Here is a 26115-nt window from a genome sequence, read left to right as displayed (position 1 = left end):
CTAATCAAGCGTTTGGGCGGGATTCGAGGAAGACGACGATGGAGATGGCGTGAACAGGAGCGACCAGCAGAGCACTTACGAACGCACCGACGACGGGGATACTCCCCAAAATCCATGCCGAGAAACCGATGGCGAGGACGAGACCGAACACCGTCACACCCTCGCCTGTGGTGAGTCTCGCACTCCGTGTGACTGCGGTTCGAATCCCCACTCCAGTGGCGACGAGCGCCGGAGCGACGAACAACCGAACGAACGCCGCCAAGAGACCGACGAGTACGACGAGCGTGACCCATCCCAGTCCATCGAACAGTCCGAGAAGGCGGAACGACGACTGGATGACGACGATGAATCCGAGATAGGAGGCCAAACCGTTCCTCGTCAGGTCCATCGTCCGTTCCGCGTCCATTGCTCGCGTGAACGTGAGCCAGCCAGCGATGCCGACCGCGAGTAACGCGAGCAGTTCGAGACCGACCGCCCAGAGGAGATATCGGAACTTCAGATCGACGAGTGCTGCGAGTCGAAGTCCCGTCGTCTCAGTCCCGGTCGGGTAGAGCAAGAACGTCACCGTCACCCCTGACTCCCGGAGGCTGTCAGAGACAGTCGTTGGAATCGGATCGATTCGCCGTAACCAGTCGACGATACCGAGAACGACGCCTGCGACGAAGAACGGAACAAGGAGTGTCGGGTCACGACCGAGACGACCGACCGCCTCGCGGAGGAGTCCGGTCGTGGTTCGATGTGCGCCAGCGTGGGGGTCATCTACGGAAAACCGCGCGGCGTCACTCATCGACCCGCCTCCAATGCGACGATTCGGTCGTGTGAAACGACGTACAGCACTCCGTCGCCGATAGCGGGTGCCGACAGCGGAAAGCGCGTTTCGAACTTCCATAGAACGGCTCCGGTTGCTGCATCGAGTGCGACCAACTCGTTCGTGTAGAACGAGGTTGCGTAGACGACACCGTCTGCGACGACCGGCGTTCCCTCACCCGAGACAGGGGCAGACCAGCGTTTCTCGCCAGTGGTGAGGTCGAGCGAGAGTAGTGATTCGGTGCCCGCTGGCAGGACGAACACGCGACCCTCGGCGACCGCAGCAGCCCCTTCGGTCGCGTTCCCGTCGTGCCGAAACTGCCAGCGGGTACTCCCATCGCGGGGGTCGAGAGCGACGACGCCCGTTCGATAGGGAACGACGACCGCATCATCCGTCGCGGTCGGCGCGAGCACCATCTGCTCGTCGAGTTCGCGCCACCAGAGCCGATTACCGGTCTTCGCGTCGTATGCACTGACACGAGACGGCCAGTTTGCGGCGTACAGCGTTCCGTCGTGAACCGCGAAGCGACGGAGTTCGTCGCCGGAGGAGTGACGCCACCGCTCTCGGCCACTGTTCGCGTCGAGTGCGACGATGTGGGCGGTGTCGCCACTCCCGGGAATGGCGGCGTAGACCGTGCTCCCGACCGTGACGGGCGGTATCGCAGTCGGTGGGCCGAAGACGCCGAATTCCGGTTCGGGACGGGGGGTGTGCCATCGTTCGACGCCGAACTCGTAGTCGAAGAGACGGACACCACCACCTGCATTGAGGCCGTAGACGCCGGTCGGTGCGGTCACGGCCAGCGTATCCGTCTCGTACGCGTTCGCTTTCGCCCGCGCTGGACTCGACCGATACGACCCTTCGTGGGAGAAGCGCGTCGAACCCGTCACGGTGTCGAGGGCGATCACACTCCTGCCCGTCGCGTAGAGTGTATCACCGAGGAGGATGGGTGAGACGACGCCGCCCGAAAATCTATCCGGCTCACGACGCCACCGAACCCGATAGCCGTCTTTCGGCCCGGAGGCTGCCGGATTGTACCCGGTTCCAGCCGGGTCGTAGCGTTCCATCGGCCAATCGACCGATGCGTCGTTTTCGTCCGTATCCGCGACACTGAGCCCTGACTGGTCAGCGAGAAGGGAGGAACCGACGAGCGTGGCACCGAGGACGGTGAGGGCTGCTCGTCGGGAGTGTTCGGGAACCATAACCTCGAATCGTTGCCGACAGATGATAAACACTCTCCGGATGTCACCGGTCTCGAACGACGACCGCGCCACCTTCTCCCACGGCGACCGCTCGACGAGAGCCGACCGCGGCCCCTCGAAGCGACCCCGTTACGGGTGTCGTGAACCGTTCCCAGTCGGTCGTCTCGCCCGCACGCTCGTAGATGATTCCGGTGTCACCGGCCGCGACTGCCCGACCGCCACCCCACGCGAGCGACCATAGGGATTCGTCACCGAGTCGCGTCGGCGTCCAGTTTCCGTCGTATCGATGGAGAACACCGTCGTCGGCAGTGACGGCGCAGTCGTCACGAGCAGTCGCCGCGATATCGGTGAGCGTGCCATTCGCACCGTCGATACCGACCCGCCGAAACGACTCACCGCCGTCGGTCGTCTCGAACACGCCGTCGCTCGTATCACAGAGATAGCCGACCGACGGATCGACGAGCGTTGCTGCACAGAGACTCGACCCACTTCCAGGTTTCACCGGGGTATCCCACGCGATGTCGCCATCCCGGTTCTGACCGCACAACACCTGTCCAGAACCGTTCGCGAGGAGTATCGTCTCACCATCGGTCGGCCCCGCGACGGCGATAGCAGTCCAGTTGTCAGTGATGCCGGTCGGCGCGGAGTAGTCGGTGTGACGACCGGATTCCGGATTCAGCCGACCCAGTGAACCACCGTCTCCGGCGAACCACACTGCCCCGTCGTCGGTCGCATCCGCGCCTTGCAGGTCGCGCGCCTCCGCACGTGGGCCGTCCGGGAGTGCGACGCGCCACGGACGCACACCAGTGTCATCCATTTCGTCGGCACTGTTGCCGTCCGTTTCGCTGGCACCGCTTTCGTCTGATTCGTCGGAACTGTCCGCGAGAACGACGCCATCTTCGCCGACGGCGTATGCACCGTCTGCGGTGACGACAGCATCGAACAGCGTCGCGTTGGTCGGGGTGTCGGCCCTCAGCCACCCCGTCGGGACGTCTTCGTCGATTTCTTGGGCTGTGTCATCCGAGTCGGTCGCGGAGTCGGTGGTGGCTGTCGCTTTCGAGGGAGATTCTGGAGCAGGCGAGGGTGAATCTGTAGGAGTCGAGTGAGAGTCTGGAGCAGACGATGGCGTTTCTTCGGTGGAGCGTCGTCCGACCGAATCAGCTCCGAAGAGATAGAGAAGGATCGGGGGTAGGACGTAGACGGCGACAGCGACGACCGCGAATCCGCGATGCAGAAACGTCATCATCCCGAACGCCGTCAATCCTGCCGTCGCCAGCGCGTGTATCCACGTCTTCGTGTACCGCCGATAGAACGGGATGAACCCGTGGCGAGAACGAACGAACTCTTCCATCGGTTCGTCCTACTCGCGCGGGACGGACAGGCCTTTTGCCCGACAGGGAACTCCCAAGCCACAGTCTCCTCATCCCGCCAAAGCAGTCCACTCGGCTCCCCGAGTCGAACCGAGCCGACCAAACGGTGGGTTTCAGCTCCCGTCTCGCTGGTTCTCAGTCGAAATCGTCCGGATCGAATCGGAACTCGCTGTCGTGTTGGGTCGGAGTCGGTCGGTCGAGACGGAACTCGGAGGCGAAAAACCGCAGAAGGACGATGACGCCGATGAACGCAGGTAACACTGCGAAGAAGGGAATCGTCCCGTCGAGCCAACGAACGAACTCGAACACGTCGGGTAGTGTCATGATGACCCCCATGTGATGTGTGTCATTGATACTCACACTTCAACCTTTCTGTGACAGAATTGCCTTTCGATTTCGTACCATCTGCTTTCGAACGATTCGTCCGCGAGAACGTCAATTTGGACCGAAATTCGTTCTGATCGTCAACTGGCGGGGCGAGAGGTCGTTCACCCGGCCAGCGACTCCGTCTCTAGCTTCAGCCACCAGAAGATCGGGAGGCACATCGCCAAGACCGGGATCGCGATGATCGCGCTCAGAAGGGTGCCACCACCGATGACGAGAAAGAGTTGTGACGCGAGGGAGTGTTGCATCGTTCCCAGCCGAGTCCAGAACAGTTGCCAGAACTGGGGCAGGAACAGTACGATTCCCGCCCAACCGATGAACGCGAAAACGGTCGTGATGAGTCGAACCGGTGAGCGTTCGGGAGCACGATCCATGTACGTGGCACCTCTCGTTACGTCGATATTGCTTTTGGCATCTATCAGATAGAGGTAACTCACTCGGCACCGAGACGACCGCCCTATCGAGTTGCAATGGTTCGATTCCGGATTCGGTCGCTACGGACTCGACGTCTGTACGTGCGACAGATAGGCGGTCAAATCGGTCGTCGAGACGATGCCGACGACGCCTTCCGTGTCGTCCAGAACTGGCATGTGGTGGAACCCGTGTTCGACCATCGCATCTGCAATATCGCGGATCGAATCCTGGGCTGTCGCAGTGATGACGTCCGTCGTCATGTAGGCGGAGACCGACGTTTCCGCCTTCGGATGGCTCTTCGAGACGATGGTGACGAAATCGGTCGTCGTCAGGATCCCTTCGAGTTCGTTCTCGTCATTGACGACAAGAACCGAACCGATCTCGTGGTCGAGCATCAACTGTGCCGCATCTTCGACGAGCGTGTCCGGCGAGACTGTGTACGGGTCAGACGTCATGAGCCTGCCGACAAAAATATCGTCCATATCGGATATTGTCTCGGAACACACATAAGGATTGTCACCACGGTATTTATCGCCCAGCCCCATAATATCACTTATTTTATCGTTGGTCGTGAGGTACCTGCTTCCAACGCAGAGACGACCGGGAACAAAACCGACGCCAGTCACCCCCGCGGAGCGATCAGTCGTCGTGGTCGTGCTGGTGGTCGTGACCGTGGCTGACGTCGTGATCGTGGTCGTCGAACGCTGTATGGAAGTGTACAACACGAGCGGCCGCACGAGTCGCCACGTTCCGGAGGACGATGCCGCTCTCCTGCCGAGAGTCCTGGACGACCGCAGGAACGGCCCCGGTTCCTTCTCGCTCCTCCCTCGTTCGCGGGAGGGCCAACCGACCGACGAGCGGAATCGAGATGCCCGAGGAGTCGTCGTCTTTCGAATCGTCCTCCGGCACCATCCCGACCGTCGGGTCGATAGGGACGTGACCGAGCACCGGAACGTCGAACTCGTCTTCCAGTTGGTCGCCGCCACCCGCGCCGAAAATCTCGTGTGTACTGCCGGAGTCCGGGCAGCGGAAGTAACTCATGTTCTCGACGATGCCGAGGATAGGAACGTCGTAGCGAGCGAACTGTTCGAGTCCGCGTCGGGCATCGTCGACGGCGACCGTCTGGGGTGTCGTCACGATGACTGCGCCGGACACCGGGAGATGTTGGACGAGCGTGAGCTGTGCGTCGCCGGTTCCGGGTGGAAGATCGACGATGAGATAGTCGAGCGTGCCCCACGCCACGTCGGCGACCAGCTGCTTGATGACGTCGTCTACCATCGGGCCGCGCCAGATGATCGGGTCGTTCTCGCCGACCACGAAATCCATACTCATCACCTTGACGCCGTGGGCTTCACGAGGAACGATATCGTCGCCCGTCGTGGTCGCAGGCGTCGTATCCGAACAGCCGAGCATCACCGGTGCGTTCGGCCCGTAGATATCCGCGTCGAGCAACCCCACCGAAGCTCCGGCATCTGCCAGTGCTGCCGCGAGGTTCACGGCGACCGTACTCTTTCCGACGCCACCCTTTCCGCTCGATACCGCGATGACGTTCTTTACGTCGGGGAGCACGTCGATGCGAGCACCGGAATCGGTGACTTCTGGCCGCCACTCGACTACCAACTCGGAGATGTCGTCCAACTGGAGCACAGCCGTTCGAATCCCATCTTCGAGACTCGACCGGACCTCTTCCGAAGGAATCGGCAGCGTTACGGAAACCGTTGCTCGCCGTCCTTCGAGCGAGATCTGGCCGAGTCCGTCGATATCGGCCAGCCCGACGTACAGTTCCTCCTCGCCGACGTTCGCTCCCCGGATGGCTTCGAACACTGCTCGCTCCCGGTCGGTCGTGGCAGTCGTCTCACGCTCCATCGTCGTCCTCGACGGCGGTCTGCGATTCGGAATCCCATCGCTCTTGTCGTCCGATCGGTCCGTCGACGTACCAGGCGTCGTCCTCGCCGGGGTCGGTCGGTGGCGCGACCGGGCGTTTGAGCCACTTCGGTCGCCGGAGACCGTCCGGGCCCGGGGCGGGCTTGGTTTTCGAAACCCATTCGCGGTAGATCTCCATCGCGCGGTCGGTGTCGACGAAGATATCGCCGTAGTAGTCGTCGGCCTCTGCCGGGCGAACGCGCACTTTCTGGTGCCAGCAGTGCATCCCCGAGATAGGGTCGGGATGTGGAGCGTGCGTGAGGTTCTGAGCGACACCGCCGTCCGTCCACCAGACGCGCTCCGAGTCGGGGTCGTCGCTCTCGAAGGGGGTGATACCCTTCGCCTGTCGCATCCCCCACATACTCGCGTCGTTGTCGAGGTCGACGGTCACCTTCCCGTAGGGGTCACCGCCCTCTTCGATCTCTCCCTCACCGTTTTCCTCTCGGTTGATCTTCCACTGGCCCATGTGGTGGCTCATCGCCACGATGCCTGGCTTGATGCTTTCGGTCACCCACACTTCGTTGACGAAGTAGCCGATCTCGGTCTCGACGCGGACGAGGTCGCCCGTCTCGACGTCCAACCGGTCGGCGTCCTTCGTGTGAACCCAGACCGGGTTGTTGTGGGATATCTCTTCGAGCCACTTCGAGTTAGAGGAGCGAGAGTGGATGGCTGTCGGCAGCCTGAACGTCGGGACGAGCACCATCTCGCCGTCGTCGTAGTCGATGTTCTCCGGGTGGACGTGGGATTTGATGTAGTGTGGCAGGGTGTACTGCTCGTCGTCCCACCCCCAGTCGGCGAGCGTCTTCGAGTAGAACTGCTGTTTGCCGGTCGGCGTCGGGAAGCCTCGTTTCGGCACGCCATCAACTAACACGCCCACGACCTCTGTATCGAGGTCAGCGACCGACTCGTTCGCCACGGTATCGTACTCGTAACCGAGGTCGGCGTCGGTCACGGTTTCGACGCCCTCCGCTCCGACGTCGGCACCGTCTGGCAGGCGATGGATGGTACCGTAGTCGTCCACGAACACGCCGTCTTCGGTCAGAATCGCGGGGTCGAGGTCGTCTTCGTAGAGTTCGTACTCGTTGGTGGACGCTTCGAACGCGCCGTGGTGTTTCATGTACTCCAGCGGCTCCATTCCCTTCTCAGCCGCCGCCTCCACGAGATTCTCTTCGTGCTCGAAGACGTACTGGTAGTACTCGTCGATGGTCATCTGGGACGGTTCGTCGTCACCTTCGCTGCCACCAACATCGCCTCCTTCACTGTCAGCCCGATCGTCCGACTCACCGTCCTCGCTGGGACTCTCGAAGTACTGTCGGATGCCGAGTTCGCCGTCCTCGTCGAGTTTCCACGAGAGATCCATCCAGAACTCATCTTCCTCCCAGACTTCGCCGGGGTTGGCCTCGTGGGTTCGGTCGACATCTTCGCCCTCGCGTTCGGCGTACTCCCGAAGCACCGGCTGACGATACGTCACCCACGTCGCGGCGTGGGTCTCCTGACTCTGGATGTCGTGGCGCTCCGGACTGTGCCCCATCGGGAGCACGTAGTCGGCGAAGTAGGCCGTCTCGTTCCACGTCGGCGTCAACGCGACGTGGAGACCGACCTTGTCCTCGTCGGTGAGTGCTTCGACCCACGAGAAGCCGTCCGGGTAGGTGTAGACGGGATTGAAGACGCGAGTGAAGTAGACCGAGAGTTTCCCTCGGCCTTCCTTGAGGAAGTACGGAAGCAACTGGCTCATCTCGTAGTGGGCGAAGGGCCACTCCACGGGGAGCTGAAGTTCGTCCCAGAGCTTCTGGCGTGGCGGCTCTCGCGGTAGGTGCGGATCGAACTTGTGCCACGAATTGGGCGACGTGCCGCCTTTCGTCCCGACGCTCCCGGTCAACACCGACAGGAAGTGGAGCGTCCGACTGACCTGCCACCCGCCCGAGTTTCCGGACGCCGCCGACCGCCAGATGTGCGAGGCGAACCGGTCGCCTGCGGTGCCGATCTTCCGAGCTACCTTCACGATCTTCTCGGCATCGACGCCACTCTCTGCCGCCGCGTACTCCGGCGTGAACTGGGCGTACGTCTCTCGAAGCACCTGCACGTACTCTTCGAACGTTCTCGATCGGCCCGGATGTTCTTCGTCCAAGAACTGCTCCCAGTTCACCCACCGTCGCACGAACTCCGCGTCGTACAGTTCCTCGTCGATGATGACCGAAGCCATGGCGAGCAAGACGGCGGCCTCGCTTCCGGGTTGGGTCGGCAACCAGAAATTCGACATCGCCGCCGTGTTCGACAGCCGTGGATCCATCACGGCGAGTTGTCCGCCCTCCATGACGCCTTCCATGATGCGCTGGGCGTGCGGATTGAAGTAGTGACCCGATTCGAGATGTGCCGACAACAGCAGGATGAACTCGGCGTTGGCGAAATCCGCGCTCGGACGGTCGTACTTGTGCCAGAAGGCGTACCCCGCTCGTGCGCCAGCCGAGCAGATGTTGGTGTGAGAGTTGTGTCCGTCCAGCCCCCACGCGTTGATGACCCGATCCATGTACTCTTCGTGGCCGGGGCGACCGACGTGGTAGGTTATCTCGTTCTCGCAGTCGTCTTCGATGGCTTCGCGCATCTGGCCCGCGATGTCGTCCAGTGCGTCGTCCCAACTGGTTCGTTTCCACTGCCCGCTTCCTCGCGGGCCATCCCGTTTCAGTGGATAGCGGATACGTTGTGGGTCGTTTATCTGGTTGACCGTCGCAGGTCCCTTCGCACAGTTACGACCCCGGCTACCGGGGTGTTCAGGATTTCCCTCTATCTTCCGTATCTCGCCGGATTCCTTGTCGATGTACGTGAGCAGTCCACAACCAGCTTCACAGTTGAAGCAGGCGGTCGGCACGACGGAGTACTCGCGGGGTTCGCCACTGGACTCGTATTCAACCCAATCGTGCCAGTCGGCTGGATCCGGATAGCTGGTGAGTCGTCCGTCCGGGGCAATTCGTTCGACGCCGTCCGTTCGAAGGCGCTGTCGTTGTTTCTTCGTGTCGTCGGTTCGATTCGAGATGAGCCCGAGTTTCTGCGCCCACTTCTCGACCGAACTCGGATCGAATTCGTGTCCCATGTTATGCGAGTGAGATGGTCTGCGGTGCGGTTATCCAACAGTACTCGAAGGCGAACAGCCCGGCGATGGCGAGGACGCCAGCGAGCGCGACCACCGCTGCGCTCCCGGACAGCGCGAGTGCGACGAGTGGTACCGCGATGCCGACGACCATGCCACCGACCCAGAACGCGGTCTTGAACCGACCGCGAACGATACGTGCTGCGGCCTCCTCCGCGTCTTCGGTCTGGTGCGGTGTGAAGAGTTCCGAGGCGACCAGTGACAGGTGAACGACGAGAGCCCCGACCAGAACCAGCCACGATGGGCCGACGAGTTCCTCGAAACCGAGGAGACCGAGAACGGCCGTCGCGCCCGCACCAGCGACGAATGACTGCGTGAGCATGTGGAGCGGCATCGCCGGACTCTGCCAGAGGTCGCGGCCCTTCGATTGGCTGAACAGGAACGCCGTGTAGACGGCGGTCGCGGCCGCCAACACCGAGCCGACCGCCAACACGACGGGATTCACGATGGCCTCGACGCCGAGGAGCCATCCGAGCACCGAGAGCGACAGGAAGCCGCCGAACGCGGTGATGATGTAGGCACCCTTCACCAGCCACGACCGCCAGTTGGGGCGCAAGAGCACCCAGTGGAACCGAGTGGGCTGTTCGAGGTCGAGGACGAGCAGGAGGCCGGTGAGTGCGAGGAACACGCCACTGACGAGCGAACTGACGCCTATCAGCGTGGTGTCCGGCTCGATGACACCGAACAACATCAGCAGTGCGGGAAGCAAGAAGACGCCAGCCGAGATCGACTTCGTCATCGTGTAGGAGTAGACCTCCCATCCCCACGATTCGTAGTGGCTCTCGCCGATGTCGTACACCCGACGAGCCTCCTCGTGGAGGAGTTCGTACGCCTTCGACGTTCGTGCCTTCTTCTCGGTGGAACTCCCGGTCGTCGCTTTCGTGTCGTAACCGCCGTCGGAGGCGACGTTACCCTTGCCACACGAACAGTCACCGCCGCACGAACAGTCGCCGCCACAGCCACAACCACCGCCACCGTTTCCGCTACCGTCGCTTCGAACCTCCTCACTGCTTCCGGTCGACAACGATACGTCGGACTCGGCGAGCGATTCCGCGGCTTTCTGGAGGTCGAAGTCCTCGCGGGCCGCACCGTGGGTTTCGACCTGATTCGGGGCGTCCGACCACATGTAATGTTCCTCGCGCCCGGTCGAACCCGGCGTGAGCGACCCTTCGTCACCGTCGACGTAGAAGAGCTTCGGTTCGGTACCTTTCTCGGGCTTTCTGGCCTGCACCTCCTGGTCTGAGATCGTCCGGGAGATCTCTGTCTCCGGGTTCTTCATGTCGCCTGCGAGGATGGCGTCTTCCGGGCAGACGGTCACGCACGCCGGTTCGCGTCCCGTGTCCACGCGGTGTGAGCAGTAGTTGCATTTCGCCGCCGTCTCGGTGTTCGGATCGATGTAGAGGGCGTCGTAGGGACAGCCCTGCATACAGGCCTTACAGCCGATACAGCGTTCGGTGTCGAAATCCACGATACCGTCTTCGCGTTCCCAGAGGGCCGTGACCGGACAGACGTCGGTACAGGGCGAATCATCACAGTGGTTACATCGCATCACCGAGAAGTTGCGATTCGTGTCCGGAAACTCGCCTTTCTCGATGTACTTCACCCACGTCTTGTTGACACCGATCGGGTCGTCGTGCTCGGTCTTACACGCTACCGTGCAAGCGTGGCAGCCGATACATCTGCGGTTGTCGATGACGAATCCGTACTTTGTTATGTCTCCCCACCTCTGTTAGCTGGGTTGTTAATAGTTAGCGTGTGGTTCGACAACACTTAAGTCTTGTGTGGATATTCCACATTATTCCACAACAGTGATCGTATTCTGACTCGGTCGTCTCTGTTCGAACCGACGTATCGTGTAACAGTATATCCCATCATATCACTGATATTCACCTAGCAATCCCCCTGTTCCCCATCGAATGTCTACAAATGTGACACAGACTGACGTGGTAATCTACAGCATACTTTTGTACTATGATATTGTACACACTATACAAGCAGTTGGTGAACCTGCATGGCGACAGAGTACGAAATCACAGAGACACTCGACGTAAAGGGGCTGAACTGCCCGCTCCCCGTCGTGAAGACGAAACAAGCCATCGACGCACTCGACGCGGATGCGGTGCTCGAAGTACAGGCGACAGACCCCGGAAGCATGCCAGACATCGAAGGATGGGCGAACGCCACCGACGGTGTCGAACTCGTCGATCAGTTCGAAGACGAGGACGGCGACGAGACCGTGTACAAACACCACGTCAGGAAGGTGACTTGACGTGGCCGACGTGAACAAGATCGGCATCATCGTCTACAGCGACGACCCGAAGAGTCTGGCCATGGCGATGAACCTCGGACACGTCGCGCTGGCGATGGACACCGAGGTCATCGTCTACTTCACGTTCGATGGACTGACCCACCTGATGGAAGGCGAGAAAGACCTTTCGAGCTTCCAGCACCTCCTCGATGCGGGCGTGCCCAACCCCTACGATATGCTCGGCGATTTCGTCGAGAGCGGTGGCGACGATGTGACGACCGTTGCGTGCACGACGACGCTCGATATGCTCGGCTGGGAAAAAGAAGGGATGGACGACGACGTGACGACGCGGTTCGCTGGCGCTGCCGACTTCCTCAGCGTCACTGCAGATGCCGCGCACGTGTTCAGTTTCGGCTGAACACCGCAACCCCGAACTCATCGTTTTCCGAAAAGCAGCACCTGAACAGTGTCAGTCACGGGTCTGTTGAAATCCTCAGCAACTGATAGAATTTGCGTGCTGCATACAGAGGGTGTATTTAAAAGCCACGACATCAACTACAGATGAACATGAACCGGCTTGAATCCGTCGGGGTTCTCATCATAACAGTTGGAACTGTTGCTGGTTCAATAGCGACAACACAGAGTTTCACCGAGATCGTTCTCCCCTTTGTCCTCATCATTTGGGTCGGAATCGCTATGGCACTGTACGGTGGGTTCAGGGGAGAGATACGCACCACGAACGCAACAGCCAGTAAGTGTGGTATGGAAGATACGCGCCCTGTATCTTACAGCGGCCCACCGAGTTGCCGACTATCTGTCACAAACCTCGTGCTGAATAGAGAGGTTGTAGGCAGTACAACACAAGCGTTTGTTTTAGCGAAAAGTCTCCGAATCACGTGTGAACTAGATCTACGATTTGAACGAGTTTCCCTAGATTCGTCCGGTATAACAGTGGTATTAAGCCGTCTAGAAATCATTAGTCGCCATGAGCCAGATTCTCACGAACATCCTCGGTTCACCTTTCTTCTTTTTTCACGCAGCCTTCTCGGTTCTCGTTGGTTATTGGATTTACCTCGACGCCACCGAACGGGGAAGTAATGCGAATCTTCTGTGGGCTATCGGATGTACTGCCTTTCAGCCTCTCGTTATCGGGTATCTGCTTTACCGGAGTGAAATCGGAGGGCGAACAGAAATCGCCGGGGTACGGGAGCGAAGCATCGGCACCTTCGTAATCGGCCATCTCGTAGCGGTACAACTCTGGTTTGCTCTCCGATTCAGCAACGTGATTGCGACTGGTATCTACCCTCCTGTAGTCGAGTTACAGTACTACGTCGCTCTGTTCGTGATAGGCGCTATTCCCGGATACTGGCTCGTCTGGAAACGGGGATGGGCGCGTCTCCGAAGGAGAATCGGCTGGATTCAGGAGTCAGAACGCACCGGCGTTCAGAATTAGCAAACTACTACGAGGTTCACCTGTACGTGATTCTCCGGTCGTAAAGCCACGTGACAGATTCGCGCCCCGTGTTCAACGCTCACATTGGAAATTTTCAATTTTCGAGGATTTCGATAAAGCCTCAGTCACCTGTGGCGGCATCGGCTGTCGCGGCACAGTTGTTCGGGCCGAGTTCCAACTCGAACGCTCGCTCGTCGTCCACGTCCCGCTGGCCGAGATTGACGGCGATGATGTCTTCGAAGTTCCCCGGTTGGGGCGGCATGTCAGAGAGGATGAACTCTACGAACTCGTCGCGCTCCATCGAGAGTGCGGCCATCGACTCCCGAAGCATCCCGAGTCGCGCCGTGTACGTTCCGTCGTCTGCGGGAGTCGCCACAGGCCCGAAGTGACCGGGTGCGATGATCGTCTCGTCCGGTAGCGAGAAGATTCGTTCGTGGAGGGTCCGGTGAAGTTCGCGGGCGGCGTGGGGTGCGCCCGCTGCGCCCTCCTCCAGGTCGGGGCGAGCGACGCTCTCCGTGAACAGACTGTCACCCGTCAGAAGCATGCTTCCATCGACCAGATACGATGTCATCCCCGTCGTATGGCCCGGCGTGTGCAGAACGTCGATCTCGACACCACCGACGGAGAGCGTGTCGCCATCTTCGATGGTCATGAACTCGTTTTCGTCCTGGACACCTCGTTCGACGGCCTGTTTCGGGAGGACTCCTTCGACCCCTTCCGCGGCGAGTCCGCGGACACCGCTGACGTGGTCGGCGTGGATGTGCGTATCGATTGCGTATTCGAGTTCGACGCCGAGTTCGTCTGCGTCGGCCAGATATCGTTCCGCGAACGCCCGCAATGGATCGACGACGGCTGCCTTCCCCTCGTGGTAGACGAGGTATCCCAGACAGCCACTCGACGGGCGCTGATACTGAAGAACGGTACCCGAGCCCTCGTACTTCGTGACCTCGTGAGCTTCGTAGATGTTCGCCCAACCGTTCATCCCGTCTGCGAGATTGACCGCGTCACGCCCTTCCCGTTCGAGCAAACCCGCGACGTACTCGCTGGCTCCGCCTTTCGCGCAGACCACCACCAGTCGGTCTGCGTCCGGAACTCGCGCCAGCAGTTCGTCGTCGATGTCCTCGATGAACTCGTAGTAGGGGATGTTCTCGATATCGACGTTCGCACCCTCGATGTGCCACTCGTCGTACTCCGACTCGACACGAACATCGAGAACTGTCACTGGTTCACCTCGGTCGATGGTCTCTCTCAGGTGCTCGGGGTCGAGCGATTCGACCGGAACGTCGGCTTCTGGAAACTCATCCTCGCCCGTCATGTGCTACCGTAGGTCGTGGTAGTCGATAAAACTGCGGTCAGGCTCAACTCGGCGCTGGTTCGCCTCGCTGCGACCTGCGAGCAGCCGTGACGAGTAGTGCGAACGCGACCCCACGGGCTACCCACCGGTTTCCTTCGGCGACCTGTTCCGCGAACTGGCCGACGGATCCACCGACGACGAGACCGCCACTCGCACCGACACCGGCACTGAGTGCGAGGTCGGTTTCCGTGAGAATCGCCGCCGTTCAACCTGCCCCAGCCCCGAGCGGGATATCGACACCAACACCAATCTCGCGTAGCCGCCCAGATTCAGTCGTACCGAGATAACCGTGCGACGTGCGGATGATCGGAGTGGCGGTCCTCGCTGCCGGAGAAGTGTTTCGAGAAGATGTCGGTGGGTGAGGAGGGGTGTGTGCTGCTGAAGAGTTGTCAGCCCCCGTACTCGTGGCGAAGAACTGTCTCACCGTTCGAATTCGTGACGACGATTCGGTCGCCACCGTTGTTCCAGGCGGCACGATCGCGGTTCCAGTAGAGCTTCGTCGCCGTGTCCGTTCCACGACCGGTGTACAGCGTCACAGAGTCGCCTGGGCCGAGCGTGAACGAGGGAACGGTGTACGTGTGACCGGTGTCGTCTCGAATCTGCCAGCCCGTCATGTCGATGGCAGCAGCCCCCGTATTCCGGAACGTGACGTACTCGTCTCCCAGATTCTCGTGGTCGTTGCCACTGGCGTCGGCGTGGACAGCAGAGACGACCAATCCTGTCGAGCTACTGACGGTGCTGCCCGTAGCGCCCGGCCCGTCGTAGTTCCAGAGTCCGATCCTCTGTTCCTGTGCGTATCGCTCGTCACTGGCGAACGCCGCACGCTGGCTGAACTGGCTCTCGTAGAGACGCGCGTAGCCCTGTTCGACGAGAAGTTCGTTGACGGATTTCCCATCGGAGACGTAGACGTACACCAGCAGCCGGCCGTAGCTCCCGCGTCGGTCGGCTTGCGGGTCGGTGCGTATCGTCACCGTCTTTCCGGCGACCTTCGTGCGGGCGAACTCGCTCGATTTGTGACCCCAATCGCGGAGCCACGCTCGACCGTCGTCGGTGGTCGGGATGCCTTCGAACTCCTCGGGGTCGTTCTCGACGTGAACCTCGGGCGTGTCGATTCCGAGCAATCGAACGTTCTCGACCGCACCGCTCCGGAACCGAACCTTGTACGTATCGCCATCTACGACTCCCACGACAGTCACTCGATATTCGGTCTTCTGGATCGCCGTTGATGTGGTGGTGGTAGTGTTCGTGGTTGTAGTGGTCTGCTCACCCGGCAGGGGTGCGAGCGACGAGCAACCGGCGGAAAGCACCAACAGGACGAGTAGCACTCGCGTCGTTCCACGAGACATCTGGAGAGTCACATCATCGTAGGACTGGCGAGGGCATAAACGATGGTCGACTACTCGGTGAAACGAACTTTCGAGATCGCTTATACGTGCTCGTCCAGGAACGCCGAGATCTGCTCGAACTCCTCGATGAGGTTCGACCGCGAAGTGGTGTGATGGCCTTCGTCCTCGAAGATACACGTCTCGACCGGCACACCCTGCTCACGAACCTTTTCGGCGATCTGTTTCGCCTCCTCGACCGGGACGCGTGGGTCGTTTGCTCCATGCTGGATGAATAGCGGGCAAGCGATCTGATCGGCCTCGTGGATGGGACTGATCTCTTCGAGGGTGGCACGGTCGTCCGTCAACGAACCGTACTCGCGCTCGCGGTGCGAGCGACGCCACTCCCCGGTGTTTTCGAGGAACGTGACGAAGTCGGCGATACCGACGAAATCGACAGCAGCGGCCCAGAGGTCGGGATATTCCGTGATGGCAGCGAGCACCATGAACCCGCCATAGGAGCGACCGTAGGCGACGATGCGGTCGGAATCGACGGCCTCCTGCTCTTCGAGCCACTCGACCGCCTCGGCGATGTCGCGCACCGAATCCATACGCTTTTCAACGTCGTCCAGGTTGGCGTACGCCGCACCGTAGCCCGACGACCCGCGGACGTTCGGCTCGAAGACGGCGTAGCCTCGCTGGAGATAGTACTGCTTCATCGGATAGAACCACGGCCTGCGCTGGTGTTCGGGGCCGCCGTGGATGTCCACGATGACGGGTGTTTCACCCGGCGATGCGTTCGGTGGAAGCGTCCAGTACGCGGGGATCTCCCGACCGTCGAACGACTCGTACCGAACGACCTCTGGTTCGCGGAAGGAACTGCGAGGGATACCGACCGTTCCGGAGTCGGTCCACCGCTCCACCGCCCCCGTCTCGGGGTCGAGGACGTAGGCACTCTTCGGATCGTCGCTCCGACTCAGCGAGAGGGCACATCGCTCTCCATCGGGACCGAACGCGACTTCGGAAACGACGCCGTCTGAAAGGGTCGGGTCAGGGAACGATTCGATGTCGTCGCCATCGTTCGTGAGATGTCCGGCGGCGACCTCGGAGTAGCCGTCGACGTTCCGACTCCAGACGATGCGACCTGTCCCGCCGTGAAGGGTCAGTCGGTCGACGTTCCACTCGCCGCCCTCCTGGACGACGCTGTGAGTTCCATCGTCGATGTCGATTCGACCGACGTAGGCGGTGTCGGTCCCGTGGTTGGTCACGCAGTAAAGGTCGCCGTCGGGACCGAACTGAACGTCCGCGTATCGGGTTTCCGTGTCGTCGGTTATCCGGTGGTGGTCGCCCGTCTCGGGGTCGAGGAAGTAGAGGTTCTGGTCGAAGCTGGCGTTCGCCTTCGAGAGGACGATACCGGGCTCGGCCCACGTTTCGACGTTGAGGAATCCACCTTCCCCCTCGTGAACGAGCGTCGCGTCGGTCGCGTCGCGATCTTGGACGTACACGTCGAACGTGTCTCGTTCCCTGCGATTCGCGGCGAACGCGATTCGGTCGCCGTCTGGACTCCACGCGCCCCAGAGGTGGATCAGCTCGGGGTCGTCGGTGAGGGGGGTTTCGGTGCCGTCGGTCAGGTCGTACCGGTAGAACTGGTCGCGTTCGTTACTCCCTTCGTCCATCCCGAAGATGACTTCCTGACGAGTCGGTGACGCCGAGACGAACGAGACGCGCTCTTCGTGCCCGGTGAGACGGTCGGGCCACGCATTCGGCGAGTCGAGCGACCAGACTTGCGGGGTACCAGTGGTATTGACGAGGAAGACGAGGTCGCCGTCGACCGTGATGGTCGGTGATTCGGCGGCGTCGATGCTCAGATACCGTGAGACGGAATACATACTGCGGTCGAAGGACGGTGACTCCAAAAGGATTCGCCAAGGCGGTCCATTTCCCCGGTATTCGTCGGGAGGCGGTGGTCGTCAACACTCGTTCAGTAACTGCTTCAGGAGTTTCGACTGCGCGGCCGAAAGATGCTCGACGAACGTGGGCGTGGTGATGCCGAGTTCGTCGGCGACGTCGCCAGCGTTCGCCCGCTTGGGGTGTGCAAAATAACCCAGTTCGTGGGCGGTTTGTAACACCTCGTACTGGCGGTCGGTGAACTTACCCTTGTCGAAGAAAAAGAGCGAGGAGGAATCGTTTCGAGGCGTCGTCTGTGCGAGTTGCTGAACCGTGACCGAGTCGTAGTTCGATTTGAGTTCCCCGATGATAGACTGGAGTGTCGCTACGTCCGGGGAGATGAACGACAGCATGACTCGACCCCTGTCGGCGTGGGCGTCACGAATCGGACAGCCGTTTCGCTCCACGTGGTCACACGGGCACTCCTCGTCGGAATCACGGGAGAACCGATAGACCGTCTCCTTCTCGTATTCGAAGACGGCGGTCATATCGTCGGGAGGCGTCGCACCGGAGTCGTCGCAATCATGCTCCAGCGTGAACTCGACCGTCGTATCGGTGGCGTCTGAATCGCCAGTGCTCCGGGTGACGGAGGTAACCGTCGACTCTTCGCTGATAGCGGTGAGCGGGCAGGCCGTCGGATCACCGATGCTAAGTTGTGCGTGTATCCCGCCAGGCATACCGTTTACTCACTTCGTTCACATTCATAACCCTTCTCCTTCTTACTATTTTCTCGATGTATATATATATGAGCGTTAATCGAGAGCATGTTAAAAACACCCTTAATTTTTTGGGAAGGGTACCTAGCCTACAGGGCAATGATTCTCTTCTAGTGAGATTTACCCTAGTCCGCAGACCGTAGTGCGATTTGGAAGTGAGATAAGGGTTGACAACCGCTATCGAAGCAGAAGATTCTGCACTGGGAAGGTATAGGCAACCGAGTAAATTTAAGACGTGGGACAAGATAACACAATGAAAAAACAGGTACTCGTCATACTGATCCTCTTGTTGGCCGTGTTGCTCCCAATGTGGTACATCGCACTGCACGGAGAGCCACCGGCTGAAGAGATAGAGATAGACCAGAGTGTCACGGAGATGCGGCCATTGGCCGGGTTCCTCGACACGCCGAACAAACTCTCCCCGAGTCAGGTGGGGGTCATCGTCTGGGTGGCGCTGTTCGCCCTCATCGGTATGTTGACTGCGACTCACCGGTTCATGAACGATGCAGTCCGTCCGGACGACAAGGACGACGCGATCGTGACGGACGGAGGGCAGTTCGGTCTTCCATGGTTCCACTCGGACTCACGATGGGTGGTCGAATACCACGACGCGACGGACGCGATGGAGGGAATCGTCGTGATGGGAGCGTTGACCGTCCTGGCGATCGCGTTCGCTGCACTCTTCTCTGGCGAGTACCTGACGCTCGCTCGGACACAGTACTTCGGAGTGTACGCCGCGGGGATGTTCCTCTCACTTGCGGCCCTGACCGTCGCGTACTACGCATGGTTCATGCCGCACGTCGAGGTCGCAGAACGGAGGGGGCACTGAGATGGGAGGTTCGAAAGACGACTGTTCAGCCTGCAACGGCTGTGGGGATGGCGGAGCCAAGCGACCGAGCATCTTCACAGACGACCGGGGTGAACTCGTTCGACGTGACTACGCGAAAGTGCTCGCAACCATCGGTGGACTCACCGCGATGGGAAGTCTGGCCGCGCCACTGGCCGGACTGACGAAGGTCTTCGAACGGAAGTACACTGGCCCGATCTACTCGGATGGAGTCGCGCTCATCGACGAAGAGGGCGAATACATCACCGAGAATAAACTCAAGAACGGCGAGTTCATGACCGTCTTTCCCGAGCCGCGACCCGGAATCGAGAAGGCACCGACCCTGCTCGTTCGATACCCGGAGGGCCAGTACGGCGGCGACACGAAGATGGAATTCACGGTGAGCGGCTACGCCGCCTACTCGAAGGTCTGTACGCACGCGGGCTGTATGGTATCGGAGCACGAAGGGGAAGCTGCCGTCTGTCCGTGCCACTTCGGAAAGTTCGCACTCAAAGAAGGGGCGAAGGTCGTGGGAGGGCCACCGCCGCGACCGCTGCCGCAACTGCCACTCACGCTGTCGAGTGAAGGCAATCTCATCGCCACGGGCGACTTCATCGAACCGGTCGGGCCGGGGGGAGAGTGATGAGTCGACTCGATTCCGTCTACGACTGGTTCGACACCCGGTTCGACCTCGGCCCTGCCCAGTCGTTCCTCGGAAAGGCGTTCCCCGCAGAGGACTCGTTTCTCCTCGGCGAGGTCGCGCTGTTCTGCTTCTTCGTGCTGGTGCTGACTGGCACGTTCCTCGGGTTCTTCTTCGAACCCAGTACGAGCGACGTCGTCTACGAGGGGAGCGTCAAACAGTACCAGGGACAGGAGCTACCAGAGTCGTTCGTGAGCGTCCTGCATATCACGTACGACGTACCGTTCGGGATGCTCCTGCGACGGATGCACCACTGGGCCGCACACCTGTTCATCGCCTCGATGGCGCTGCACATGCTGCGCGTCTTCTTCACCGGAGCGTACCGCAACCCGCGCGAGCCGAACTGGGTCGTCGGAACCGGTCTCGCGCTGACCTCGATGTTCGCGGCGTACACCGGATACGCACTCCCGTTCGACGAGTTCGCCAGCACCGCGACCGGCATCGGATACAATCTAGCACTATCGGTGCCCATAATCGGGGGGACGTTAGCGAAGCTCGTGTTCGGCGGACAGTTCCCGTCTAGTGCGACGATTCCGCGATTCTTCTTCCTCCACGTCTTCCTCCTACCAGCCGTCATCGCGGTGTTGATCGCGGTACACATGACCATCCTCGTCCGGCAGAAACACACCGAAAAGGCGCGTGAATCTGACGTGCCCGGAGCCAAGCCAGTGGCGAAAGACGACGACAGCGTCGTCATCGGACTCCCGGCGTTTCCGAACCAGGCCGCAGTGAGCGCCGTGGTGTTCTTCCTGACGCTCGCTACGCTGTCCTTGCTCGCCGGGTTCCTGCCGGTTCACAACATCGCGGAGTATGGGCCGAACAATCCGGCCACGACGCCCGGCCTCATCATGCCCGACTGGTTCCTGATGTGGCTCTACGGCTTCCTGAAGGTGATCCCCGGCTGGCTCGGATTCACCATCTTCGGAATCCACGTCAACACGGAGTTCATCGGGGGCATCTTCCTGCCCGGACTAGTGTTCGCTGCCGTGTTCCTCTGGCCGTTCATCGACCGGCAGAAGCGACCGACACACTTCACGGCGAATCCACTCCACCGACCGTGGCAGACCGCCGTCGGAATCGCTGCCGTGGTCTTCGTCATGATCGCGTCCATCGCCGGGATGAACAACATCCTCGCAGAACTCATCGGAACCACGACCGACGCGACCACGACCGGCCTCCTGATCGCCATGATCGTCGGGCCGCTCGTCGCTGGTGCCATCACCTACGTGACGCTCGGCGGCCTCTCCGACGACGAATCGTCTGGCAGAAACCGCAGTATAGCCGACGATGGTGGCGACTCGACAGGTTCCGAAACGAAATCACAGACGAAAACGCAGACGGGCGGTGAGAGCAAATGAGTGGACGAACACTGACGCTCTCGAAACACCAGTACCGTCGGTTAGACCAGTTAACCAAACTGCTCGGCGTCGTACTCGTGGCGATCGGTCTCGACATGGGTGGGAGTACGCTCGCAGGTATCGCTTTCGGCGCACTCGGCGTCTGTATCGCACTGCTGACGATTTTCATCGACTACGAACAATGAGCGGAGAAAACGACATCACACGAGAGCAACATTCGACAGACAGGAGCGACGGAAGCGTCGCTCGGCGTGATTTCATGAAAGGAATCGGGCTGGCGACGGTGACCGGCGCGACCGGCGCGGGTCTCGCAGACGACTTCCTCAGCATGGACGGACTGGAGGTCGTCGACGACCCTGTCGGGGACTATCCGTACCGCGACTGGGAAGACCTCTACCGCGAGAAGTGGGACTGGGATTCGACCGCCAGAAGCACACACAGCGTGAACTGCACGGGCAGTTGTTCGTGGGAAGTGTTCGTGCGAAACGGGCAGGTCTGGCGAGAGGAGCAGGCGGGAGACTACCCCCGATTCGACGAATCGATCCCCGACCCGAACCCACGCGGCTGTCAGAAGGGTGCGTGCTACTCCGACTACGTGAACGCAGAACAGCGCATCAAATACCCACTCAAGCGCGTCGGCGCTCGTGGCGAAGGGAAGTGGAAACGCATCTCGTGGGACGAAGCACTCACCGAGATCGCCGAAAAGGTCATCGAAGAGGTGAAAGCCGAGAACTACGACGCGATCAGCGGGTTCACGCCGATTCCGGCCATGAGTCCCGTCTCCTTCGCTGGCGGCTCACGACTCGTCAACCTGCTCGGCGGAGTGAGCCACTCGTTCTACGACTGGTACTCGGACCTGCCACCGGGGCAACCACTCACGTGGGGTGTACAGACGGACAACGCCGAAAGTGCCGACTGGTACAACGCCGACTACATCATCGCGTGGGGGTCGAACGTCAACGTCACTCGTATCCCCGACGCGAAGTACTTCCTCGAAGCTGCCTACGAAGGCACGAAGCGCGTCGGTGTCTTCACCGACTACTCGCAGACGGCCATCCACTGTGACGAGTGGATCGCGCCCGAACCGGGGACTGACACGGCGCTGGCGCTCGGGATGGCTCAGACCATCGTCGACGAAGGGTTGTACGACGAAGCACACCTGAAAGAACAGACCGACATGCCACTGCTGGTTCGCGAGGATACCGGGAAGTTCCTTCGGGCGTCCGACATCGGCAGTGGAAACAAGAAAGAGTTCGTCATGCAGGATGCGAACGGCAGCCTGCATAAAGCGCCGGGGTCGCTCGGTAACCGGGCCGGTGAGTACGATCCGGATTCGAGCATCGAAGTCGATTTCGACCCGCAACTGGAAGTCGACCGAACGGTCTCGACCAACGATGGCGACGTTCGAGTTCGGTCAGTGTGGCTCCGACTCCGTGAGGAACTCTCGAAGTACACGCCGGAGTTCGTCAACGAGGAGACAAGCGTCGGCACGGAGACGTACCAGCAGATCGCCCGCGAATTCGCTGAAGTCGACCGCGCGAAGATCATCCACGGCAAGGGTGTGAACGACTGGTATCACAACGACCTCGGCAACCGCGCCATCCAGCTACTGGTGACGCTGACGGGGAACCTCGGCAGACAGGGAACCGGTCTCGACCACTACGTCGGCCAGGAGAAGATCTGGACGGTTCACGGCTGGAAGACGCTGTCGTTCCCCACCGGAAGCGTTAGAGGCGTCCCGACAACGCTCTGGACGTACTACCACGCGGGCATCCTGAACAACACAGACGAGGATACGGCCGCCCGCATCAGGGAGGCCATCGACAAGGAGTGGATGCCACTCTATCCCGAAGAGCGCGAGGACGGCAGTCGGCCAGACCCGAAGATGATGTTCATCTGGCGGGGGAACTACTTCAACCAGGCGAAGGGGAACGTCGCCGTCGAGGAGAAACTCTGGCCGAAACTCGACCTCGTCGTGGACATCAACTTCCGGATGGATTCGAGCGCCCTCTACAGCGACATCGTCCTGCCGACGGCGAGCCACTACGAGAAGTACGACCTCTCGATGACGGACATGCACACGTACGTGCATCCGTTCACGCCCGCCGTCGAACCGCTCGGTGAGGCCAAATCCGACTGGCAGATATTCCGCGAACTCGCCCAGAAGATTCAGGAACTCGCCACGAAACAGGGAGTCGAGCCGATTCCAGACCGGAAGTTCGACCGAAAGATCGACCTCCAGTCGATCCACGACGATTACGTCAGAGACTGGTCGAACGACGAGGCGGGTGCGCTGACCGAGGACAAAGCCGCTTGCGAGTACATCCTCGAACATTCGGAGGAGACGAACCCCGAGGGTAGCGACGAACAGATCACCTTCGACGGGATCGACGACCAGCCGAAACGGTTCCTGACCGCTGGCGACCACTGGACCTCGGACGTGGAGGATGGCAAAGCCTACACGCCGTGGAAGCGGTTCGTCCAGGGCAAAGAGCCGTGGCCGACGTTCACCGGTCGCCAACAGTACTACATCGACCACGACTGGTTCCTCGAACTCGGTGAGGAACTGCCGACACACAAGCGTCCGGAGAACGAGCAAGACCCGGAGAAGTACCCCCTGCGCTACAACACGCCCCACGGACGCTGGTCGATTCACTCGACGTGGCGTGACGTGGAGAAACTGCTCCGACTCCAGCGCGGTGAACCGACGCTGTATCTCAACCCCGACGATGCGAAAGAACGTGGCATCGAGGACGGCGATACCGTGACGGTGTACAACGAACTCGATTCGGTCGAGATACAGGCGAAGATCTATCCGAGCGGAGAGCCGGGAACCGCCCGGATGTACTTCGCGTGGGAGAAGTTCCAGTTCCCAGGACGGAGCAACTTCAACTCGCTCGTACCGATGTATATGAAACCGACACAGCTCGTCAGATATCCGGAGGACAGTGGCGAACATCTGCACTTCTTCCCGAACTACTGGGGACCGACCGGGGTGAACAGCGACGTTCGCGTTGAAGTGGAGAAGAAAGACGGAGGTGATGGCGGATGAGCTCCGACGGAACCACCACACAGAGCGGCGAAGGCGACCACCACGTCCATCTCGCAGACGGCGTCGACCATCAGGTAGCGATGGTGATGGATCTGAACAAATGTATCGGCTGCCAGACGTGTACCGTCGCCTGTAAAACGAACTGGACGGAAGGCGGCGGGCGCGATTACATGTACTGGAACAACGTCGAGACGAAACCCGGCAAAGGCTACCCCCGCAACTGGGAAGAGAAAGGCGGCGGGTTCGAGTCCCGCGAGCAAGCCCACGACGAGGCCCACGGGAAGTACAAAGACGGTGAGCTTCCTTCACAGGAAGACTACGGTCGCGCATGGGAGTTCAACCACACCGCAGTGATGTTCGAAGGAAGCGACGAGCCGCTTCGCCCACAGGGGAAAAACCCCGAGTGGGGACCGAACTGGGACGAAGACCAGGGGGCAGGGGAGTTCCCTAACTCCTACTACTTCTACCTCCCGCGTATCTGCAACCACTGCACGCACCCCTCGTGTGTGGAGGCGTGTCCACGGAAAGCCATCTACAAGCGAAAAGAAGACGGGATCGTCCTCATCGACCAGGAACGATGTCGCGGCTACCGGTACTGCGTCGAGGGCTGTCCGTACAAGAAGGTGTACTACAATGCGGTTTCGAAGACCTCGGAGAAGTGTATCTTCTGTTACCCACGCATCAAGGGTGACGGCCCGGACGACGAGGTGCGACCGCCCTCCTGTGCCGCGGACTGTCCGCCACAGCTTCGGCTCGTCGGTTTCCTGGACGACCAGAAGGGACCGATCCACAAGCTGGTGAACGAGTGGGGCGTCGCGCTCCGTCTCCACCCCGAGTACCGCACCGAACCGAACGTCTACTACATCCCGCCGTTCGCACCACCGCAACACTCCGAAGACGGCGAGAGCGTCGATGCCGACCGCATCCCGCGCGAGTATCTCGAAGAGCTGTTCGGCGACAAGGTTCATCAGGCGCTCGACACCATCGAGAAGGAGCGCGACAAGGTTCGACGTGGCGGGTCGAGCGAACTGATGGACATGTTGACGACCAAGAACCCGGCCAAACAGTACCGATTGGAGGTGTTCGACGATGCGTAATCGAACCGCCACAGTGGTCAGCGTCCTGGCCATCTGTCTCGTGCTCGTCTCGGCGACCGTCCCGACGCTCATCCAGGGACGCCCGGCCAACCAGATTCCGGTCGAGAAGGTACAGGGCGACTCGCTCTCGAACCCGACCGCCGATAACTGGGACGAAGTGCCGCAGGTGACGGTGCCGCTGTCGAACGCGCCGAGTTCAGTGCCGAACGCGAACGACACCTCCGTCGACGAGATGCAGGTACAGGCCGCACGCACGGACGCGAAGCTGTATCTCCGACTGACGTGGAAGGATGGAACGAACGACTCGGACACGCTCGGGCCACGCCGGTTCGCTGACGCCGCAGCAGTCCAGTTCCCGGTCAACACCTCCGAGCGCCCGGCCATCTCGATGGGGAGCACGCGAAATCAGGTGAACGTCTGGTACTGGGGTGCGAACGTCGGAACCCAGGAACTATTCGCAGGTGGGCCGAGTACGACGACGAGCTTCGACAATACGTCCGTCGAGACTGCGAAGACGTATCAGAACGGGAGTTGGACGCTCGTCCTCGAACGAGACCTCCGTACCAACCAGGTGAACCGAACCGAGTTCACGACTCGGGAGAACGTCGACGTGGCGTTCGGCGTCTGGAACGGGTCGAACATGGAACGGTCGGGTCGGAAGGGCGTCAGCGAGTGGCACCACCTCGCGCTCGGCCCGGAACCGTCCGGTGCACCATTCGAGACGATACTCTGGACCATCGCCGGACTCGCCATCGTCGTGGTCGCGCTCGTCACCGTGTCTGCCGTCCGGAGGACGTGA

General features: G+C 60.7%; 22 protein-coding genes. 9 read left to right on the top strand and 13 right to left on the bottom strand.

Going from position 1 to position 26115, the window contains the following annotated elements:
• Positions 1-4 precede the first annotated feature (4 nt).
• The 9 genes from ACR3FE_RS14275 to ACR3FE_RS14235 form a co-directional block, all read right to left on the bottom strand.
• The gene (locus tag ACR3FE_RS14275; protein WP_458207824.1) at positions 5-787 is read right to left on the bottom strand and encodes a hypothetical protein; all 783 of its coding nucleotides are present in this window, start codon (positions 785-787) and stop codon (positions 5-7) included.
• Positions 784-2007, bottom strand: coding sequence for a PQQ-binding-like beta-propeller repeat protein (locus ACR3FE_RS14270; RefSeq protein WP_458207823.1), 1224 nt, complete (start codon positions 2005-2007; stop codon positions 784-786). Before ACR3FE_RS14270 ends, ACR3FE_RS14275 begins: the two co-directional genes overlap by 4 nt.
• 43 nt (positions 2008-2050) lie before the next feature.
• Positions 2051-3358, bottom strand: a complete 1308-nt coding sequence (locus ACR3FE_RS14265; protein WP_458207822.1) for a WD40/YVTN/BNR-like repeat-containing protein — start codon at positions 3356-3358, stop codon at positions 2051-2053.
• Positions 3359-3512: 154 nt separating this feature from the next.
• On the bottom strand, positions 3513-3713 hold the full coding sequence (locus tag ACR3FE_RS14260; protein ID WP_458207821.1) for a hypothetical protein: 201 nt from the start codon (positions 3711-3713) through the stop codon (positions 3513-3515).
• 152 nt (positions 3714-3865) lie between these two features.
• Complete coding sequence (locus tag ACR3FE_RS14255; RefSeq protein ID WP_458207820.1) at positions 3866-4135, bottom strand: hypothetical protein; 270 nt, start codon at positions 4133-4135, stop codon at positions 3866-3868.
• A 120-nt stretch (positions 4136-4255) separates the two neighbouring features.
• On the bottom strand, positions 4256-4657 hold the full coding sequence (locus tag ACR3FE_RS14250; protein ID WP_458207819.1) for a CBS domain-containing protein: 402 nt from the start codon (positions 4655-4657) through the stop codon (positions 4256-4258).
• Positions 4658-4814: 157 nt separating this feature from the next.
• On the bottom strand, positions 4815-6041 hold the full coding sequence (locus ACR3FE_RS14245; RefSeq protein ID WP_458207818.1) for an Mrp/NBP35 family ATP-binding protein: 1227 nt from the start codon (positions 6039-6041) through the stop codon (positions 4815-4817).
• Entirely contained in the window at positions 6031-9186 is a 3156-nt protein-coding gene (locus ACR3FE_RS14240) for a molybdopterin-dependent oxidoreductase (RefSeq protein ID WP_458207817.1), read from the bottom strand. Before ACR3FE_RS14240 ends, ACR3FE_RS14245 begins: the two co-directional genes overlap by 11 nt.
• A gap of 1 nt (position 9187) precedes the next feature.
• Positions 9188-10918 carry a 4Fe-4S dicluster domain-containing protein gene (locus ACR3FE_RS14235; protein WP_458207858.1) on the bottom strand — a complete coding sequence of 577 codons (1731 nt, stop codon included), beginning with the start codon at positions 10916-10918 and terminating at the stop codon, positions 9188-9190.
• A gap of 336 nt (positions 10919-11254) precedes the next feature.
• Between ACR3FE_RS14235 and ACR3FE_RS14230 the strand changes: the two genes are divergently transcribed.
• Together ACR3FE_RS14230 and ACR3FE_RS14225 are read left to right on the top strand one after the other, a co-directional pair.
• Positions 11255-11512 carry a sulfurtransferase TusA family protein gene (locus tag ACR3FE_RS14230; protein ID WP_458207816.1) on the top strand — a complete coding sequence of 86 codons (258 nt, stop codon included), beginning with the start codon at positions 11255-11257 and terminating at the stop codon, positions 11510-11512.
• A 1-nt stretch (position 11513) separates the two neighbouring features.
• Positions 11514-11909, top strand: a complete 396-nt coding sequence (locus ACR3FE_RS14225; RefSeq protein WP_458207815.1) for a DsrE family protein — start codon at positions 11514-11516, stop codon at positions 11907-11909.
• A gap of 1156 nt (positions 11910-13065) precedes the next feature.
• On the opposite strand, the gene ACR3FE_RS14220 is transcribed toward ACR3FE_RS14225, so the two are convergent.
• The 4 genes from ACR3FE_RS14220 to ACR3FE_RS14205 all read right to left on the bottom strand — a co-directional run bounded on the left by ACR3FE_RS14220 (position 13066) and on the right by ACR3FE_RS14205 (position 18244).
• Positions 13066-14259: an MBL fold metallo-hydrolase gene (locus tag ACR3FE_RS14220; protein ID WP_458207814.1), complete on the bottom strand. Its 1194-nt coding sequence runs from the start codon at positions 14257-14259 to the stop codon at positions 13066-13068.
• 428 nt (positions 14260-14687) lie between these two features.
• Positions 14688-15656 (bottom strand): lamin tail domain-containing protein, encoded by a 969-nt coding sequence (locus ACR3FE_RS14215; protein WP_458207813.1) that lies wholly within the window; start codon positions 15654-15656, stop codon positions 14688-14690.
• 68 nt (positions 15657-15724) lie between these two features.
• Positions 15725-17509 (bottom strand): S9 family peptidase, encoded by a 1785-nt coding sequence (locus ACR3FE_RS14210; protein WP_458207812.1) that lies wholly within the window; start codon positions 17507-17509, stop codon positions 15725-15727.
• 81 nt (positions 17510-17590) lie between these two features.
• Positions 17591-18244 carry a helix-turn-helix domain-containing protein gene (locus tag ACR3FE_RS14205; protein ID WP_458207811.1) on the bottom strand — a complete coding sequence of 218 codons (654 nt, stop codon included), beginning with the start codon at positions 18242-18244 and terminating at the stop codon, positions 17591-17593.
• Positions 18245-18536: 292 nt separating this feature from the next.
• Between ACR3FE_RS14205 and ACR3FE_RS14200 the strand changes: the two genes are divergently transcribed.
• Genes ACR3FE_RS14200 through ACR3FE_RS14170 form a run of 7 tightly spaced genes read left to right on the top strand, consistent with a single transcriptional unit; the run spans position 18537 to position 26115 of the window.
• The gene (locus ACR3FE_RS14200; protein ID WP_458207810.1) at positions 18537-19112 is read left to right on the top strand and encodes a hypothetical protein; all 576 of its coding nucleotides are present in this window, start codon (positions 18537-18539) and stop codon (positions 19110-19112) included.
• Position 19113: 1 nt separating this feature from the next.
• Positions 19114-19752, top strand: a complete 639-nt coding sequence (locus ACR3FE_RS14195; protein WP_458207809.1) for a Rieske (2Fe-2S) protein — start codon at positions 19114-19116, stop codon at positions 19750-19752.
• The gene (locus ACR3FE_RS14190; protein ID WP_458207808.1) at positions 19752-21167 is read left to right on the top strand and encodes a cytochrome b; all 1416 of its coding nucleotides are present in this window, start codon (positions 19752-19754) and stop codon (positions 21165-21167) included. Before ACR3FE_RS14195 ends, ACR3FE_RS14190 begins: the two co-directional genes overlap by 1 nt.
• A complete protein-coding gene (locus ACR3FE_RS14185; protein ID WP_458207807.1) occupies positions 21164-21352 on the top strand; it encodes a DUF8120 family protein in 189 nt (62 codons plus the stop codon). The genes ACR3FE_RS14190 and ACR3FE_RS14185 overlap by 4 nt, the downstream gene beginning before the upstream one ends.
• Positions 21349-24219, top strand: a complete 2871-nt coding sequence (gene narG / locus ACR3FE_RS14180; RefSeq protein ID WP_458207806.1) for a nitrate reductase subunit alpha — start codon at positions 21349-21351, stop codon at positions 24217-24219. Before ACR3FE_RS14185 ends, narG begins: the two co-directional genes overlap by 4 nt.
• Positions 24216-25316, top strand: coding sequence for a nitrate reductase subunit beta (gene narH, locus ACR3FE_RS14175; RefSeq protein ID WP_458207805.1), 1101 nt, complete (start codon positions 24216-24218; stop codon positions 25314-25316). The genes narG and narH overlap by 4 nt, the downstream gene beginning before the upstream one ends.
• A complete protein-coding gene (locus ACR3FE_RS14170; protein WP_458207804.1) occupies positions 25309-26115 on the top strand; it encodes an ethylbenzene dehydrogenase-related protein in 807 nt (268 codons plus the stop codon). Before narH ends, ACR3FE_RS14170 begins: the two co-directional genes overlap by 8 nt.

The sequence above is a fragment of the Haladaptatus rarus genome, assembly GCF_054177585.1.
The sequence above is the reverse complement of the archived record's forward strand: the minus strand, read 5'-3'. Positions and strand labels throughout refer to the sequence as shown.